General features: G+C 49.1%; 15 protein-coding genes. 7 read left to right on the top strand and 8 right to left on the bottom strand.

The window, feature by feature from the left end; genetic code table 11:
• The first annotated feature begins 284 nt into the window (after window positions 1-284).
• The 5 genes from J7392_RS03995 to J7392_RS03975 all read left to right on the top strand — a co-directional run bounded on the left by J7392_RS03995 (window position 285) and on the right by J7392_RS03975 (window position 4,525).
• The gene (locus J7392_RS03995) at window positions 285-1,295 is read left to right on the top strand and encodes a ParM/StbA family protein (RefSeq protein WP_209216303.1); all 1,011 of its coding nucleotides are present in this window, start codon (window positions 285-287) and stop codon (window positions 1,293-1,295) included.
• A 5-nt stretch (window positions 1,296-1,300) separates the two neighbouring features.
• The gene (locus J7392_RS03990; protein ID WP_209216302.1) at window positions 1,301-1,924 is read left to right on the top strand and encodes a hypothetical protein; all 624 of its coding nucleotides are present in this window, start codon (window positions 1,301-1,303) and stop codon (window positions 1,922-1,924) included.
• Window positions 1,924-2,340: a lytic transglycosylase domain-containing protein gene (locus tag J7392_RS03985; protein WP_247744469.1), complete on the top strand. Its 417-nt coding sequence runs from the start codon at window positions 1,924-1,926 to the stop codon at window positions 2,338-2,340. The genes J7392_RS03990 and J7392_RS03985 overlap by 1 nt, the downstream gene beginning before the upstream one ends.
• Window positions 2,341-2,403: 63 nt before the next feature.
• The gene (locus tag J7392_RS03980) at window positions 2,404-3,564 is read left to right on the top strand and encodes a hypothetical protein (protein WP_209216300.1); all 1,161 of its coding nucleotides are present in this window, start codon (window positions 2,404-2,406) and stop codon (window positions 3,562-3,564) included.
• Window positions 3,565-3,616: 52 nt separating this feature from the next.
• Entirely contained in the window at window positions 3,617-4,525 is a 909-nt protein-coding gene (locus J7392_RS03975; RefSeq protein WP_209216299.1) for a hypothetical protein, read from the top strand.
• A gap of 52 nt (window positions 4,526-4,577) precedes the next feature.
• On the opposite strand, the gene J7392_RS03970 is transcribed toward J7392_RS03975, so the two are convergent.
• The 7 genes from J7392_RS03970 to J7392_RS03940 form a co-directional block, all read right to left on the bottom strand.
• Window positions 4,578-5,945: a hypothetical protein gene (locus J7392_RS03970; RefSeq protein WP_209216298.1), complete on the bottom strand. Its 1,368-nt coding sequence runs from the start codon at window positions 5,943-5,945 to the stop codon at window positions 4,578-4,580.
• Window positions 5,946-6,034: 89 nt separating this feature from the next.
• Window positions 6,035-6,427, bottom strand: coding sequence for a hypothetical protein (locus J7392_RS03965; RefSeq protein ID WP_209216297.1), 393 nt, complete (start codon window positions 6,425-6,427; stop codon window positions 6,035-6,037).
• A gap of 138 nt (window positions 6,428-6,565) precedes the next feature.
• Window positions 6,566-6,892: a hypothetical protein gene (locus J7392_RS03960; RefSeq protein ID WP_209216296.1), complete on the bottom strand. Its 327-nt coding sequence runs from the start codon at window positions 6,890-6,892 to the stop codon at window positions 6,566-6,568.
• Between the two features lie 10 nt (window positions 6,893-6,902).
• Window positions 6,903-7,619, bottom strand: a complete 717-nt coding sequence (locus J7392_RS03955) for an LOG family protein (protein WP_209216295.1) — start codon at window positions 7,617-7,619, stop codon at window positions 6,903-6,905.
• A 72-nt stretch (window positions 7,620-7,691) separates the two neighbouring features.
• Entirely contained in the window at window positions 7,692-8,096 is a 405-nt protein-coding gene (locus J7392_RS03950) for a hypothetical protein (RefSeq protein ID WP_209216294.1), read from the bottom strand.
• Between the two features lie 141 nt (window positions 8,097-8,237).
• Complete coding sequence (locus tag J7392_RS03945; protein ID WP_209216293.1) at window positions 8,238-9,626, bottom strand: AAA family ATPase; 1,389 nt, start codon at window positions 9,624-9,626, stop codon at window positions 8,238-8,240.
• Window positions 9,627-9,730: 104 nt separating this feature from the next.
• A complete protein-coding gene (locus J7392_RS03940) occupies window positions 9,731-12,412 on the bottom strand; it encodes a cyclic nucleotide-binding domain-containing protein (protein WP_209216292.1) in 2,682 nt (893 codons plus the stop codon).
• 121 nt (window positions 12,413-12,533) lie between these two features.
• On the opposite strand from J7392_RS03940, the gene J7392_RS03935 reads away from it, so the two are divergent.
• The gene (locus J7392_RS03935) at window positions 12,534-14,162 is read left to right on the top strand and encodes a flagellar hook-length control protein FliK (RefSeq protein WP_209216291.1); all 1,629 of its coding nucleotides are present in this window, start codon (window positions 12,534-12,536) and stop codon (window positions 14,160-14,162) included.
• Between the two features lie 10 nt (window positions 14,163-14,172).
• Window positions 14,173-14,841, top strand: coding sequence for a flagellar hook assembly protein FlgD (locus J7392_RS03930; protein WP_209216290.1), 669 nt, complete (start codon window positions 14,173-14,175; stop codon window positions 14,839-14,841).
• Between the two features lie 54 nt (window positions 14,842-14,895).
• On the opposite strand, the gene J7392_RS03925 is transcribed toward J7392_RS03930, so the two are convergent.
• Entirely contained in the window at window positions 14,896-15,387 is a 492-nt protein-coding gene (locus J7392_RS03925; RefSeq protein WP_209216289.1) for a hypothetical protein, read from the bottom strand.
• Between the last annotated feature and the right edge of the window lie 118 nt (window positions 15,388-15,505).

The raw sequence follows: 15,505 nt of genomic DNA, 5'->3' as shown, positions 1-15,505 counted from the left end.
TAGATGCACGGGTATCTTTTTTCCTTTTAGGCTTCCTTTTGCATATGCGGATGTGGACCTTCATGCTTCTCATCGCGATTGCGGTCCTATTTTACTGGGTGGAACGCTTTGGATATGACTTTCCTTCGGCAATTCGCGCTGTTCGTCTAAAGCTTGTTGGAAACGTCAGACCCCCTCTGAGCGAAGAAAAAATGCGATATGCAATCGATTACGACCGTAGACCGCTATTCTGACAACGGCAGTTTAAGCTTTATATCCTATAATCCTCTCTGGAGGCAGTTTCTATGACCAAAAAAGACAAGAATTCAAATATTATACCTGTTGCTGTAGATGACGGTTATGCTCAAACAAAGCTCGTAGGCGAATGCCCTGAAACCGGAGAAATCAAAAAAGCAATAATGCGCTCTACCGTTCGTGCAGGACGCGTAGGTCTCGGTAACTTCAGTGGCGGTGGCATTTCTCTTTATGCGACCGAAGAAGGTGATCATTTTACTGTTTCGGATGAGATTGAATCCGAAAATACGCAGTTTGATGGATTTCACACCTCTCAGCTAAACCGAGTGCTCGTAAACCATGCTCTCATGGAGTCGGGATATTCAGGACGCAATGTGAGCCTGGTTACTGGTCTACCAGTAGGCGATTACTTCTTGGATGATGAGCGCGATCACGAGCATATCGAAGCGAAACGCGTCAATCTCCTGAAGTCTGTATCTTCAGCAAATGGAGATCCTATGCCTATCCTGTCAGACGTGCGCGTCGGATGCCAGGCGGTAGCTGCATGGTTTGACTATGTGCTCGATGAGAACCTGAAGAAGCGCAATGATGCTTCGGGTCGTATTGCTATTGTGGATATCGGCGGCCGGACAACTGACATCGCTGTCGTCCTTGGCGGTCACGCAATCGATCACTCAGTATCTGGCACAGCGAACCACGGCGTCCTTGACGTCTACAACGCCATGTCGAAGGCCATCCGCAAAGAGTTCCGTGTAAGAGATCAGTTCCCCTTGGATCAGGTCGATCAGGCTGTACGGACCGGGAAATTCAAGATCTGGAACCAAGAACATGATGTAAGTCACATTGTGGATGAGGTGGTTCGCGATCAAGAAGGGCGCATTGCCCGGGAAGTGCATCGCCGAGTAGGATCCGCCGCGAACTTGAGCGCGGTCGTGTTCGTCGGCGGTGGATCCGCGCTGTTCAAGTCAGTGGCAAACCACTTCCCGAACGGGCATGTCGCTGAAGACCCTGAGTTTTCCAACGCCATGGGATTGTACAAGTACATCAAGGTAAAAGGCTAAGCCTTATGCCTCGCGCAAAGTCCATCCAAATATACCTAAAAGACGGTCTTGATGAAGACGACATGCTGCTGGCGCTATGGGAATCCTGTAAGCGCCGCAGCCGTCCTCAGGTCGTGTTTCGACGTATGTTGATGAGGGGCTTTGATGCAATGGTGGCAGAAGGAGAGCTTCCGCCTTCAATCACAGAAGAAATGCAGGCCATCAGAGCGCACGAAGGTCCTACAGGAAGAAGAAAACCGTCAGTCCCTTCGAAAACTGATGGCCTTGAGATGCAGGGCGCCGAGGTGTGGAGCCAACTACACGGCGATGAAGATGATCTCGAGCCGATGCCCGAACCGTCTCCTCGGATCGCGCCGCATAGAGAGCCAAAGGAAGAACAGCGTGTAGAGAGACCATCAATACTTGATGACATGATGCCTAAAGAGGAGCCCACGCGGGAAGAACCGCCAAGGGAAAGACCTGCGCCATCTCCGCCGCCTCCAGCACGCAAACCAGAACCTAGAGATTACCAAGATCCCCCACGCAAGCCTACCAGGCAGTCTCAAGAACGGTCGGCGCGAGAGGTTCAGGAAGAAGGATCTGGTGGAGATGAAGATTCAGGCTTCGGCTTTATCGGAGATATCATGTGATGCTTATCCCGGTTACAACAGCATGCATCATTGCCGCAGCCAGCACATTCAATATAGACCCCTTGATCATCGCCGGAATTATGAAAACAGAGGGCGGTAAGGTTGGACGATACTCTACCAACTCCAACGGCACCTTGGACTTAGGACCGATGCAGATTAATGACGGCGTATGGATAGATGAAGTTGCCAACACATTCTTTCTGGGCGATGAAAACATGGCTAGACAGAAGCTATTGAACGACGGCTGCTTCAACATCAAAGCGGGCGCTTGGATCCTTCGCCAGAATATAGACCTCAGTGATGGCAATGTTTTGGAGGGTATTGGCCGATACCATTCTTGGACACCGAAGCACAAAACGCGATACCAATCCAAGTTCATGGAAAACTACAATAATATGATGTCGCGCAATCCTTGATATTGAACTGCATTTAATAAACCGCCGACTATATGAACCTATAGTTCATACTTAGAGGCCACCATGAGTCAAAAACAGGGACAAGACAACCAGACAGAAAAGGAATTGATGGTATTCGTTGCCTTCGGTTTGCTATGTCTAACTATTTGGCTCATCTGGACCTATGCTCGAGATTTCATCGTCTGGTTTTCCTTTGCAGTGAACCTCGCTCAGCTTTATCCCGCCAGCTATATTTTGAACTTCAGCGGCACGGAGCTTGGTTATTTGGAGTTCATGAAGGGCGTCTACAAAGGTAGCGATAGCCCTTATTATGTTGATCCATTTTCTATCACTTGGCCTGAGTTCTATGCAATGGCCTCATGGGCGGGCCGCGTTGCAAGATGGGTACTTGTCCCCATAATGATATTCTGGACAATCCGAACAGTTTTCAAAATGAAAGGGAAGGGTTTCTCCAGGCAGTTCTCCCTTGCAGGCGGCTTTGGCCCATCTCTCGCTGATTACCAGTCCCAACACTGGAAGGTCTTCACACCGGGAGCAAAATTCGATCCCGACGCACTATCCAAAGAAGAGCTACCCGCACGAACTCCTATGGAGTGGATGCGAGACATGAACATCGGCCTAAAGGACGGTGAAGTGGATCTAGATGCGGCAGAGGAAGCGTTCGCAGCGCAACTGGGTGAGCCCTGGCACGGTGTAGAGAAGGCTCCAGCATACATCAAAGGCATCTGTGTTGCCTGCTTCCTGAACGCGAAGCGCGATAAGAATGCGCGGGGGATGAAAGAGCGCATCTCTGTGATCTATAGCACTAAATCTCAAGAAGAAGCCGATAAAGAGATCGAGGCTATATTCAACGAGACTAAAGAAAAAGAGGACAAATTCCTTCCAGCCATCAACAAGGTTGTAGATAAGCACGCCTATACGAACACAGCGATGTTCAGACTACTGGGATGGGCACGCAAGCACGGTGGGGTCTTTGCAAGCGCTGAGATCCGCTGGCTGAAGCCTATGGACCGGGTTCTGTGGTACGCCCTGAACAACTGCGGCCGGATGTCCTTCCACACCGAAGGGGCAGGGGCCGTCAGTCACTTCCACGCCGAGAACATCCTTGGAGATAAGTTGGTGGAACCCCACGTAGATCAGGCAGTGGATGGCCTTATTGACTATGTTGAGAACCAAGGATTGATGGATCTCGATAAGTTCTTCGAAGTTGAGGTCGAATTTTAATTCGCAATCAATTGCACACGTTTAATATTATTGATGATATTTGGAAAGTGATATGGCACGTATACAAGACGAAAAAGTAATGAGGAAGGCATCTTCCTGGAGAATTCTATTCCCACATGAATTCGATGATGTTCCCTACCCAGATAAAGGCGCCCGACCTGATTTCCTGAGTATCATTGAAGCATATGATCGGAAGGGAAGACTTCTTGGGTACATCTTTTCGAGACAAGCCAAAAAGAAGTCGGTCTACATTGGTATCTTGAGCAAATCCGGGAAGGTAAAGGCTCTAGAGAAACAACCAAAAGGATCTCAGAACGGCCTCGTGCTTCGCTCACCTGAAGCTATAAAACAACCAACCAGGCGGAGGCTATCTCCATTTGATAAGGGCATATTGTACTTGTCAGGGATCGCCTTCGCAGTGGTCGCGACAGTAATGGTGCAGGACATTATTGAACGGAAAGATACCACACCCTCGGTGCATGTCGCCCAAGAGGAGATTGCTGACAAGGTAAAAGTTCTTGAAGGCATGATTGGCGATTTTGCCGACAAGAAAGCTGAAAAGGTCCCTCTGGTGAAGACTGAGGAAAAGTTCACCCCCAGTTTTGTTGAGGCTGAGGAAGTCATTGAAGACACGGAAGAACCGGAGGCTGATACTCCCCCTGTAGATGTCAAAGTGGAAACCCTAAATAGGTCTTCATCGGGCCAAGCAGGCGCTCTACTGGAGCGGTTTGGCACACCCGGTGCATCAACCGACCCTGTGGCCGCAAAGTCCAAAATTCAGGCTCTTAAGGATCTCCGCAAAGAGGCTGAGAACGAGCTAGGAATTTCCGCCATTCCGGATCCAAAAACCTTCGTTGGCAGGACTCAAAATGTCCGCATGAAGGTTCCTGGCGGAGGCAACTTGAAAGAAATATCGGATCTCAAATCATTCGGACTGAATGTTGATGTAACCGAAGAATAAAAAAGGGGGCTGGAAAATAAAAATCCAGCCCCCTTACTACATCTAGGCTCTTTTAGGCAGTCATTTTGGGAGCATCTGCTTCCACTTCAAGAGACGGCATCAGTGTCTCGAATTTCTCGATAACCTGGTTGCGGCGCACTTCATCTTTGCGCACTGGATTGATGAAACCCTGCTTAGTGTTATCCATGACTGCTGCACCCTTCATGTCCATGAAGACGAAGCGAACATCATTCTCACGCAGGTGCCTATCCGCGCTACGCGTGTTTTCGCCAGACTTACACATTTGCACTGCGATACGCGAACCCAAGGCACGCATGCCACGCTCTAGCTGTGATGTGTAGCTCTTACCATCAGCATTCAAGCAGTCACGTGCGAAGCCTTCATACCAGCTCGTGAACTCATCCATTTCGGCGCCATTTTCAGCCGCAAATGTGTTCATGGTCTCACGAACTTCTGGATCGCACTGGACAGCCACAAAATCGAAGGCGAGAGGGTACAGCGGCTCAATGATTTTCGTTTTCGCAAACTGTTTGTCTGCTGGATCACATTTCTCTTTGAACAGCTTGCGGACTTCACCAGGATGCTGAGGAGTTTCCCAAGCACCTTTTGCAAGATCACTCTCGCTTTCCTGTGTTTTTAGGAAAGATACGAGATGAGGAAGGGCAGTCATGAACTCCTCACGAGCCAACGCGGGAATACCTTGATAGATAAGGTAAGCTTCAAAACCGTCGAATGAGCTATCTGTCATCTCTACGTCGTTGCGAATAGCAACCGGGGCAGGGGCCTTTGCCTCTTCCTTGGGAGCCGCTTTTACAACTTTGTCTTTGGCCACTTCCTTGGCTGGAGCGGGTTCTTTGACTTCGACCACGGCCGGGGCGACTTCTGCCTCTACAGCAGGCTCTACGGCAACCTCAGGAGCAACAACCTCTGACTCTGGAGCCTCGGTAGCCTCAGCCTCTGGAGCGTCCTCTAGGCCCTCTACAAGGGCGCCAAGCATGCCTTCAAGATCGTCATCGATCTCCTCGACTTCGGCTACCTCTTCAACAGGCGCTTCCTCAAGAACTGGAGCGGGACCAAACTCACCACGGAGGTTGCAGATCTTCTCGATCTGAGCATCACCCTCAAGTACTTGGTGGGCAAAACCTGTTTCACTGATCACGTCAGGGAAGGTCGACTTCAAATCTGACGATCCAAAGCTACCCTGGCGACGCATGATGCTTTGACCATCGATCCATGCCTCTTCAAAGCCAGATGTCGCCAAGGCCTCCTTAAGGTCTACATCCATCGACTCTGCTAGAGGATAGATGACGGCGTACCTGTCGCCTTGCTCAGCATCTACGCCCTTTTCAGGGCCCATCCAACGCTTGAGCACAACACCATAAACACTAAGATCTGGCCACTTAATTTGCTTCTTTGCCATGACTTCCCTCCGGGGACTTCTCGTTCACCCCCGTAGTTATCTATGGTTCTAGAAAGAAACCACCAAAAATATGATTTATTTTTCTTGGATCATATTTTTTGACTACTGGCTGGTACAAGTATCTTTGCCACATATTCATCAAGGCTGAAGTAGTAGTCATCATCAAGCGATACCCAGTGGATATCGAGCGCATCAGAAAGCTTCACACCGCGACTGGCCTCCCACTTTCTTACATGGGATGGGGTCATCGACCTGTCTCTTGCCGGTAGCTCAAATCGGTATGCGAGATCAACTGGCGGCATCGCTCCCGCCCACTCCTCCTTCGCATGAATATCCGAGAATACAACTTGCGTGGCATTGATAGTCCTGTAGATGTCGAAGATCTCATCTAGGTCATCAATATTGTCGCCTATGAAAGAGCACCGTACATACTTGTGAGCATTGCGAGCGATCTCTGATAGGGGAATATTCTTGGTAACCATGTCCTCGAATAGAACAGTGCGCGGAGCTGATTCCAAAGTCAGCTCACTGCAAATTCCTCTTATTAGAGCGCCCTGAAAAAGCATGGTTACACCAATCGATATTCAGACTAATAATATGCTAGTTAGGTTTCGTACCTATTAACGTAGTGGAATGGCCGTTTGGCCTCTATATGGGCGAGAAAGAACAAGCTCACCAGACATCCGAACCAACCTCAAATCCTTGGTAACCACCTCAGGGTGCAGAGCCAGTAATCCGGATGAACCGTTGCAGGCAATCGTCATGCGGCTGGCGACCAACTCATCCACCTGTTCTCTTGCAGAAGAGACGAAGACAGGTCCGTCATCAAACTCCCCAAGCACCATCAGGGGATCGTGGTCAGACAGGGACGGCAACTCTAGCTCAGGCCACTCTCCGGTGACGGAAGGCGATATTCTCAGGAGTTCCTTGGTCCATATGTTCATCATGCTATACATCTTATGGAACCATCCTGAATGCTTCTTCAGGCGTATCGGCATACTGGATCAAGTCCAGATCCGACGCTGACATCGTTCCATATTCAACCATGAAATCGAGATCCAAGACCCGTTTCCAGAACTCGCGGCCATAAAGAATGATGGGATATTCAGCGGTCTTTCCTGTCTGGCGCAGCGTGAGCGCTTCAGCCATCTCATCAATTGAACCGATGCCACCCGGGAAGACGATCAAACACTTAGCGCGCTTCATGAGGTGAAACTTACGGATCAGAAAATACTTGAACTCAAACGATAACTGAGGGGATACGAATTCATTGTTCCCCGCCTCAAAGGGAAGCTCGATGCCGAACCCAATATTACGAGCACCAGCGTCAGACGCACCTCGGTTCGCGGCTTCCATGATGCCTGGGCCGCCGCCAGTAGCGATATAGGTGCCATTACTACCGTCTGCTTTCCCGCCTAAGGCAAGAAGGCGAGACAGAGTTCTCGCATCATCATAGAATTTGGATAGGTCGCGGCTTTTACCGACCTCAGAAGCAGATTGATAACCAGGCTTAATGCGTGCGCTACCAAAGATGGTAACCGTACTCTTCACACCCTGCTCGTGCAGTACTTGGTCTACACGCGCAAACTCGTGGGCAAGTCTTGGCCCTACGACATTGGCATAACCTCCTAGCTCTCCGGCTAGTTCTGGCTTACCAGCTATAAAATCTTCCATGGCTTCCTCTCAGATACTCTAAGAAGCTACCACGATAGGATTTCTACAAAATAAAGAGAGCCGATTACGATACTATGATTGCACGAGATACCTATTTACGAAGTGCAATCTCCACACTTCGAATTTCAACCCCAAAGATACGATAGTGCCATTCTCCTGAAAGAATATGGTATCTCTAATACAGTGCATCGCATCCCGCACACGCTGAATGTTTTGTTCATTCGGCATCCCCGTCATCTCGTAAAAGGATTGCCAGATTTCATCCAGATCGCAGGATACGACACTAAACTCCTCTCGATCCTCTACAAGCAAGTCCTTTATCTTATCGGAGACATCTATAACCTCAGAATGGACATCGACATCCGAACTTATTGTTTTCTGATCATCGGCAATAGCGCACAGAACATCAAATCTGGCTGCCAACATTAAGAACTCGTCGAGTGAATTCTCGACCGTTTCTTCATCTGAATTTTTCATCATTATTTCGCCGGGCGGCAGAAATAATAACCACCCGGCGCCCCTTATCCCCATCGATCAATCACAAGCTAGCAGACTACATCAGACCACCATTAGTCAATATGATTATCGCTGTCAAAACTTACAGGTTGCCCGATATCTCTAGATCTGACTTGCCAGATGGTTATCCATCTCTTGAGATACCCCGCATTCCCGCGACAGAGCTTTGGTCCCGATCAATATGCGGTAGGTCTTCTTCACTTGTCGAATTGAGAGATCAGGACTTTCTAAAAGGTCCTTTAGTATATCTACCTCCCAGTCTTCTACTTCTGGCAAATCATCTCTTTCCAAACCAAGACGGAGAGCTTCCTCCTCCTGGATCTTATCAAAGATGACATCGAAGTGTTTACTCTTCGGTGCAGACATATGAATTATCATGAAACGATCTTTCAGTGCCTCAGGCATGCCATCCAGCGAGTTTGCTGTGGCTAGAAAACTAACAGCACTGAAATCTACATTCGCCATCAAACAAGTATCATAGTAATACTTATCCCCATTAGTCATGGTAAGAAGCGCACCGGTCAGGTTGCCATTCTTACTGCCAGACTCGGGTGAAGAGGCCTTATCTAGCTCATCCAAGATCACCCCTGGGTTGGGGCACCGATGCTCGAGCATAGCTTGAACGGGACCAGAAGCACGCGCAGTAGACCATCCACGAGACACTGGAAGCAAACCACCGCTATCAGCCGTACCGCCACAGGGAAGGAGTGAGTGAGGCATCCTCAGCTCAGACATCAAGGTTGTCAAAAATTTTGTTTTACCGCAGCCAGGCGGTCCCACAATCAGAAGAGGTGGGATCTTTATCACGCGAGAACCGCCACGGACGTTGAGAAGAGCAAGTTGGCCAAACACGGTATTCACCGCGTCTACTGCCCAAGGAAACATGGTCTCCATACGGTCACGCGTGGCAGCCAAATCATCCAAGTTTCCCGCAGCCTTAAGAGGCTTGGCAATAATGTCACCATACCTCTTTTCGATCTCTTTTCCTTCACGGCCTTTCACGTCTCCGATCTCTTGAACAACAACCATTTCAGCGGTTTCTAGAGCTTGAGGAGGCTGGATGCGATGAGCGTCGGCTACATTAGGTTCGTTCGCGTAGGCATCATCCTCCCAGCTGTAGATCGCCTGGTCGATTAGCTTGATCAGTTCACCGCCGGTATGACGGGAAGAAGCCCTAAGGCCTTTCAGCGACACAAGGAGCTGTTGACGAGCGATCTCATGATCAGTGCAGGCAAGGTACCAAAGAATGGTGGTTCGAGCCGCATTATTCTGGACCGTTCTCCGAAATGCATTCGCAAGCTTGAATAAGTCATCATCGGTACGCTCAAATACCGCTTCGAGAAGCTTGATGGAAGGATCAATGAAGCTCACAACAGACTTGATGTCATCCGCTTCCATCTCTTCGCTCAAAAAAGACAGATACTCGAAAAGTATCGGTCCCGCCTCCACGGGAGATACCTTCGAATACGAACACATTGCAAAATCTAACATTCTAAGCTCCTATAAATCGGAGACATTAGAATGACTTATTAGAATAAATGTCAACGGCCCCTAAACAACGCTGCAAGGTCAGCCAAGAAGTAACATGAGAAAAATTATTTCTTGGCCATACTCTCGAGGAATTTCTCAATCTCAATTCGCAAAAATTTGGAATTATGACGGAGCCCATTGGCGCTATCATTCAGCTCCTCTGCACCGCCTTGAGACGACTTAACAAGGTCAGAGATGCCCTCAATGCTGTCTGCTACGTCCTGGGTCTGTGCGGCTGTCTTTTCTACATCAGTGGAAATATTATTCGTGGCCTCACTCTGGGATGCAACGGCCTGAATGATATCACTCTGTTCTTCTCTCATCCGGTCGATAACACCCGTGATAGAGGCCAGGGCCTCCACAACAGCGCCAGACGCCTGTTCGATATCTGTGATCCGTTGCTCGATATCAGCCGTAGCAGAAGATGTCTGGTTGGCTAGCGTACGAACCTCTGTAGCAACAACCGCGAACCCGCGACCCGAGGGACCAGCCTTTGCTGCCTCAATGGTAGCGTTCAACGCCAGAAGACGAGTTTTCTCGGCAATGCCACTAATGGTTTCCACGATAGATCCGATACCATCAACGACCTGATCCAAGTGAGCAATCTTCTTGTTCGCCCGACCGGTGTTATGGATAGCCTCCTCAAGAGATCGCTGTGAGGTATTAGTCTTCTCCTGGATCAGATGGGTTGCCCGTTCCAAGTTTTGTGCCAGTGACTGAACTTGTTCAACCGAGCGCCGTGTATTTGCAAAGGCTTCTTTGATCTGAAGAACCCCAGCGGCGGCCGACGTGGAACCGGTCAGCATCTGAGACGACACGTCATTCACGGTATCAACTGATGATATGAAACGCTTCACGATGCTTTCGAAGCCGTGCTCGAAGCCGATTACCATCTGCTTCAGCTGCTCCTGCCTCTCTAGACGATGCTGCTGGTCGATCATGCGATCAGCAACAACCCTTTCCTGACTTTGCATTTTCTGCTGAAGTTCATTGATTGCCCGGGCTAGCTTACCAATTTCATTTTTTCTGTTCTCGAACGGTACCTCGATGCCGCGCTGCCCCTCAGATAGGCGTTCGAGGGAGTATGACAGATCAGCGAGGGGAGATATGATCCACGCAGCGAAGAAACGACTAGCGAAACCCGCGACTATCACACCAGCAGCGATCAGAAACAGAATACCTGTTACGATGGCATCATAGAGATCAGATAGGGGCCCAAGGTCACTCCATCCGAAGACAACGATCTCACGCTCTCCGAAAGTTATCGATTTGGAGGTCACAAGAATCGGATCATCTAATGTCCGTGGGCCGTCTTTATCGAAAGCCTTTAATATCGGCTCAGGATCGCCTCGATAATCAGAGTAGATGACATCGACGCCGACATGCCTCATGCCAGCTTCTACTAGAGGCAGGCTTCTATGAGGCTGAAACACGGTGACTACGTGACCTAGTATCTCTCCTTCAGCACCTTTGACCCCAGAAGTTATAGCATACATCACTTCGCCAGTCTCTTTGATACGAGCCTCTGCTACTTCTTGCCCCCTTTTCATGGTCTCTGCCACGGCGGCAATCAACTCTTCGGGCAGGCCACCATCCAGCTTTTCGGCGCTTGGCACGACAAACACGCCACTGTCGGGAAGAGATATAGCCTCCAGTTCATTACCGTCTTCCAATCGCTCTTCAACAGCCTTCATTACATCCTGAGATACCAATAATCTTTGTCGATATGCTTCGCTTAGATCTGAAGTTGTCTGATCCATGGTTTGCCTGACCCCCTCATATGAGTGAGCAACCAAACGCTTTTCGATATATGGAAGACCTAAACCTGCACCAATGGCGGACATAAAGAACACCAAGAGAACCGAAAATAGAGCAACGCGGTCAGCTATTTTCATATTTCTGAGCGCACCAGCCGCATGACCTGCTTTGGAACCACTAGAGTAGAACTGGCGCTGCCTCTTAATGCAGGCTTCAAGTTCAGGTGTCGTATCCATAAAGTTCTTGAAGTCTTTTGTACTAATCCGAAGAAGACTGGACTTACCTTCAGAAAAAGCGCTGGCGGCTCTCTTCTGTCCGTTTTCCAGTCCGCTTTCACCAAACAGCTGGCCGGGCTTCAATCGAGCCAGGGTAAGATCCCCACCATCAGGTTGTCTTTTTGAGATCCGAATAGAGCCGCTGAGAACCACATAAACGTGATCACTCACATCCCCTTCAGGGAAAACACACTCACCATCCGTAAAGACAGGGCATTCGATCCCAGGTGTCGCCATCACTGGCTCGCGGATGATTTCCAGCATAGCGGTAGGGGGAGCTGGCTCCAAAACAGATCGTAGCGAAGATCTACGAAGATGCTCCGACACATCGGGGTGTGTTCGACGAATTTCTTCAAGCCAAGACGCGTCAACCTTCAGCAAGATTGCGTCATCGTGGACACGGGCCGACATATTATGACGACGGTCGAACCCGCCAAAGAAATAGCCCCCATCGCCGATAATTTCACCAACGGATGCAAATGCTACACGACATTCACCTTTGACGATCTCGTTCGCTAGAATTTCTACGGATCCTGAACATACGATGAAAAAGTCGCTAGCACTCTGTCCTTGCAAGTACACATAAGAACCTGACGGGAATGCCACCTTTTCTGCTGAAGTGGCCATTCTCTCCTTGAATTCAGGAGACACCCCGGTGAGCAAAGGACATGAATCAATCCAATCGTAAATCTTCTCGTAATCTTTTTTCTGCATAATGGGCACCTAAAATTCACCTGGAAACTCGCAAAATTCCGCGTTTATCCATACGTAAAGCTCTAAGTGTTATATTTACATTAGATTAGTTTCAGAAAACCCAATTACGGGAGATAATAGTATGAACAGCACGTCAATTTTCTCAGGCGTTATACCAAATAGTCCGCAGGCATCAGGCGGCGCGAATACCGAAAAGGCACTGACTGCTGATACCAGCGGAAAGAAAAGCTTTGTCGGTTTTCTCAGTACCCTTGCAGCGGCATCAGCTAACCCTGCCGCATCCAATGGACAGCCAATTCTCAGTAAGAAGCAGGCAATGGAAGGACTTAAAATTGCATCGCCGCAGCTTACAAAGGGAGCTTCAAATGATGTCGATGCGAAGCTCAACGCGTCAGTAAAAAAGAGCACTGATGCTCTTCTTGGGGGACTTATGCCGGGCGCAACCGCCGGTCAGCTCAATGAGCTAAAGGTCAAGTTCTCAGCGAATATCAACAACCTTGAGAAAGCCATGAAGTCTGTTCTACAGCAGCATGGCATACCTTCACCAGACATCCAGGTCATGCCACCTGAAATGATCATGGTTAACCTCCCTGATGGGCTCATGGACCAGCTCAGCAACGTGCTGGGAGCATTCGTATCCGGCTTTGATAACGCTTCGGGAACCAAGTTTGCGCAAAACCTGAAGATCTCTATGCAGAACCTGGCAGCGAGTGGCGAGGGTGATCTCAAAGTGGACTTCGAAGGCTTCTCGCCAAAGAATGAATTGGAGTTCGTGGAAGCAGCAATCGCCACTGTCACAACCATGATGGGGGTTGAGAGACCCGCCAAAAATGGAGCGCCAACCGCTACACAGACATTGATGATGGCGCAGCATAACGCTGTTGCGAAAACAATTTCGAAGCCTCAGGCAGGGGTAGCATCAGATGTCAGTATGATCACTCAGACCACCCCTAAATCCATGGTCGGTGAAGCCCCTGCCGTTGGTGTGTGGGCTCCGGACGAGACCATGGAAGAGGGCCTGAAAAGCTTTATGAGATCGACACTGTTCTCCTCTGAAGCGACATCCCGCATGGGTCAGGAAATCTCGAAAGCGATGGGCGGGGCCACATCATCCAATCTGGTATCCGGTCAATCTACAGTGGCGTCCACACAGCTTGGCGGCGCCTTGGCTACAGATGCCAGCGCCATGAAGCCTGGGATGCCCGACTTCGCTCGTCTGGACACGTTTGAAGCTATCAATCAGCTATCTTCTGAATCCGTATCGGCGGAGGATTTTGAAGATATACTGAGCAACAGCAGCAAATCGAAAACGACAAGTGATGCTCTCACGCAAGCTCAGGCAAACCGCTTCGCAAACCTCATTAATGCCCAGATTAAGACCGCTGATCTCGGAGATAAGAAAACTCGTATCGAATTGGCTCCAAAAGGCCTTGGAGAGATCGAGATCAATATCGAGAACGATGCCTCCGGTAAAATGCGAGCTGTAATCAGAGTGGAAAACCCTGCCGTTCTAGAACTCATGAAGACAGACAAAGCCCAACTTATGGATCTTCTTTCACAAAAAGGCATCGATCTTGGAGATGGTTCTCTTGATCTCGAAGGTTTCTCTAAAGATGAACGAGAGGAGCAAGGTGAGGGCGGACAGGGCAACCTATCTGGAGATGGGGAGGGTGGCAATGTTTCTGATGCACCCGCAGACACCGACCCGGGGCCAACCATTTCCGACACCAAAATAGACATTCAAATTTGAGGTACACACTTTGACAATTTCACCAACAACGGCCGCAGCTAACACTCAGCCCACAACAAAATCCGGGGTAGCGGCATCCAAGCTCGACTCTGACTTTCAGAACTTCCTTCAGCTTCTGACAGCTCAGATCCAGCACCAAGACCCAATGGCGCCGATGGATTCCACCACCTTTGTGACCCAGCTCGCGCAGCTGAGCCAAGTTGAGCAGGCTGTTCAAACCAACGGCAATCTGGAAAGCATCAACTCTCTGCTCGGTGCAAACGGAAGCCTGTCCGATGTCAGCTTAATCGGCAAAGACGTAAAAACTAACTCCAACCGCCTTAACCTGAATGGGGACGAAGCTCGGTTCGAGTATGAACTTACGAGCCCGACCACATCCACACGCGTTGAGATCACCGATACCGAAGGCAATGTCGTACGCACCTTCAATGAAGGTGAACTCGATGGAGATCAGCTCTATGAAATCGTCTGGGATGGTAAGGATGACCAAGGCCGGGATGTAGGCGACGGCCATTACGATGTTCGGATTTCTGCGAAGGATGCAGAAGACCAAACAGTCAAATACAACACAGTGATGACCAATAAGGTCAAAGAAGTCCTGTTTGATGGAGGCTTGGCCTACCTTCACCTCAACAATGGTGAAGTCATACAGTCAGGACAGCTACTTAGCGTTTCCTAAAAATATGAAGGTTGAGATTGCGATGTCTAATTAGGCAAAAGCAATCTCAACCTATCAGGATCTCTTGGTTTCTGTCTGAACCAAGTTGAGGAATAGGATCTCATTGACCTCCTCAAATTCCTCATGGATACCAGCGAATACCAAGTCAGAAAGCTCTTTCTGATCAATATTCGGTTTATTCATCACAGATGTCTTTTCCGATAGATGCATCATAGTTGTAATGATGTAGTTGCGAACCTTTGTTTTTCCCTCTTCGGTCTGCAAGAATTCTGCCTTTTTCTCATCTGTTACAGAGACAGCCATATTTGCGACAACATAGCGAACCGACTTGGCACGATATACAGGAACCATGACGCGACCAATGTTGATCACAACTGGCTCTTTCTCTTTTTCGTACTTGCCGTGGTCTTCTTTTTCCCCGGAAACATGCTCTTCCGCCGAACTAATCGAAGCATCCGCAGGAGTGAACAGTAGCTTCCCAGCGCCAAATCCTGCGCCCGAAAATACCAGCGTTGTTCCAAGAAACATTACGAGTGCTTTTTTCATTGCTTTTTCTTTCTTCCCTTGAAGCCTTTGGTCTATATCGACCTGTAAATAAATAATTCAAGGTTATTAAGAAATAACGCACAAAAAGTTCATAAATAGAAAAGGCCCGGTGACTATT

This window comes from Sulfitobacter sp. R18_1, assembly GCF_017743915.1.
GTDB classification, from domain to species: Bacteria; Pseudomonadota; Alphaproteobacteria; order Rhodobacterales; family Rhodobacteraceae; genus Sulfitobacter; species Sulfitobacter faviae.
Note: the sequence above shows the minus strand (reverse complement) of the source record. Positions and strands in the feature narration are given on the sequence as shown.

Excerpts from the sequence above, each read along its gene's own strand:
- J7392_RS03970 (WP_209216298.1), bottom strand. The coding sequence starts at position 5,945 with ATGGCAAAGAAGCAAATTAAGTGGCCAGATCTTAGTGTTTATGGTGTT.
- J7392_RS03945 (WP_209216293.1), bottom strand. The coding sequence starts at position 9,626 with ATGTTAGATTTTGCAATGTGTTCGTATTCGAAGGTATCTCCCGTGGAG.
- J7392_RS03990 (WP_209216302.1), top strand. The coding sequence starts at position 1,301 with ATGCCTCGCGCAAAGTCCATCCAAATATACCTAAAAGACGGTCTTGAT.
- J7392_RS03965 (WP_209216297.1), bottom strand. The coding sequence starts at position 6,427 with ATGGTTACCAAGAATATTCCCCTATCAGAGATCGCTCGCAATGCTCAC.
- J7392_RS03940 (WP_209216292.1), bottom strand. The coding sequence starts at position 12,412 with ATGCAGAAAAAAGATTACGAGAAGATTTACGATTGGATTGATTCATGT.
- J7392_RS03935 (WP_209216291.1), top strand. The coding sequence starts at position 12,534 with ATGAACAGCACGTCAATTTTCTCAGGCGTTATACCAAATAGTCCGCAG.
- J7392_RS03980 (WP_209216300.1), top strand. The coding sequence starts at position 2,404 with ATGAGTCAAAAACAGGGACAAGACAACCAGACAGAAAAGGAATTGATG.
- J7392_RS03985 (WP_247744469.1), top strand. The coding sequence starts at position 1,924 with ATGCTTATCCCGGTTACAACAGCATGCATCATTGCCGCAGCCAGCACA.
- J7392_RS03925 (WP_209216289.1), bottom strand. The coding sequence starts at position 15,387 with ATGAAAAAAGCACTCGTAATGTTTCTTGGAACAACGCTGGTATTTTCG.
- J7392_RS03960 (WP_209216296.1), bottom strand. The coding sequence starts at position 6,892 with ATGATGAACATATGGACCAAGGAACTCCTGAGAATATCGCCTTCCGTC.
- J7392_RS03950 (WP_209216294.1), bottom strand. The coding sequence starts at position 8,096 with ATGAAAAATTCAGATGAAGAAACGGTCGAGAATTCACTCGACGAGTTC.
- J7392_RS03975 (WP_209216299.1), top strand. The coding sequence starts at position 3,617 with ATGGCACGTATACAAGACGAAAAAGTAATGAGGAAGGCATCTTCCTGG.
- J7392_RS03995 (WP_209216303.1), top strand. The coding sequence starts at position 285 with ATGACCAAAAAAGACAAGAATTCAAATATTATACCTGTTGCTGTAGAT.
- J7392_RS03955 (WP_209216295.1), bottom strand. The coding sequence starts at position 7,619 with ATGGAAGATTTTATAGCTGGTAAGCCAGAACTAGCCGGAGAGCTAGGA.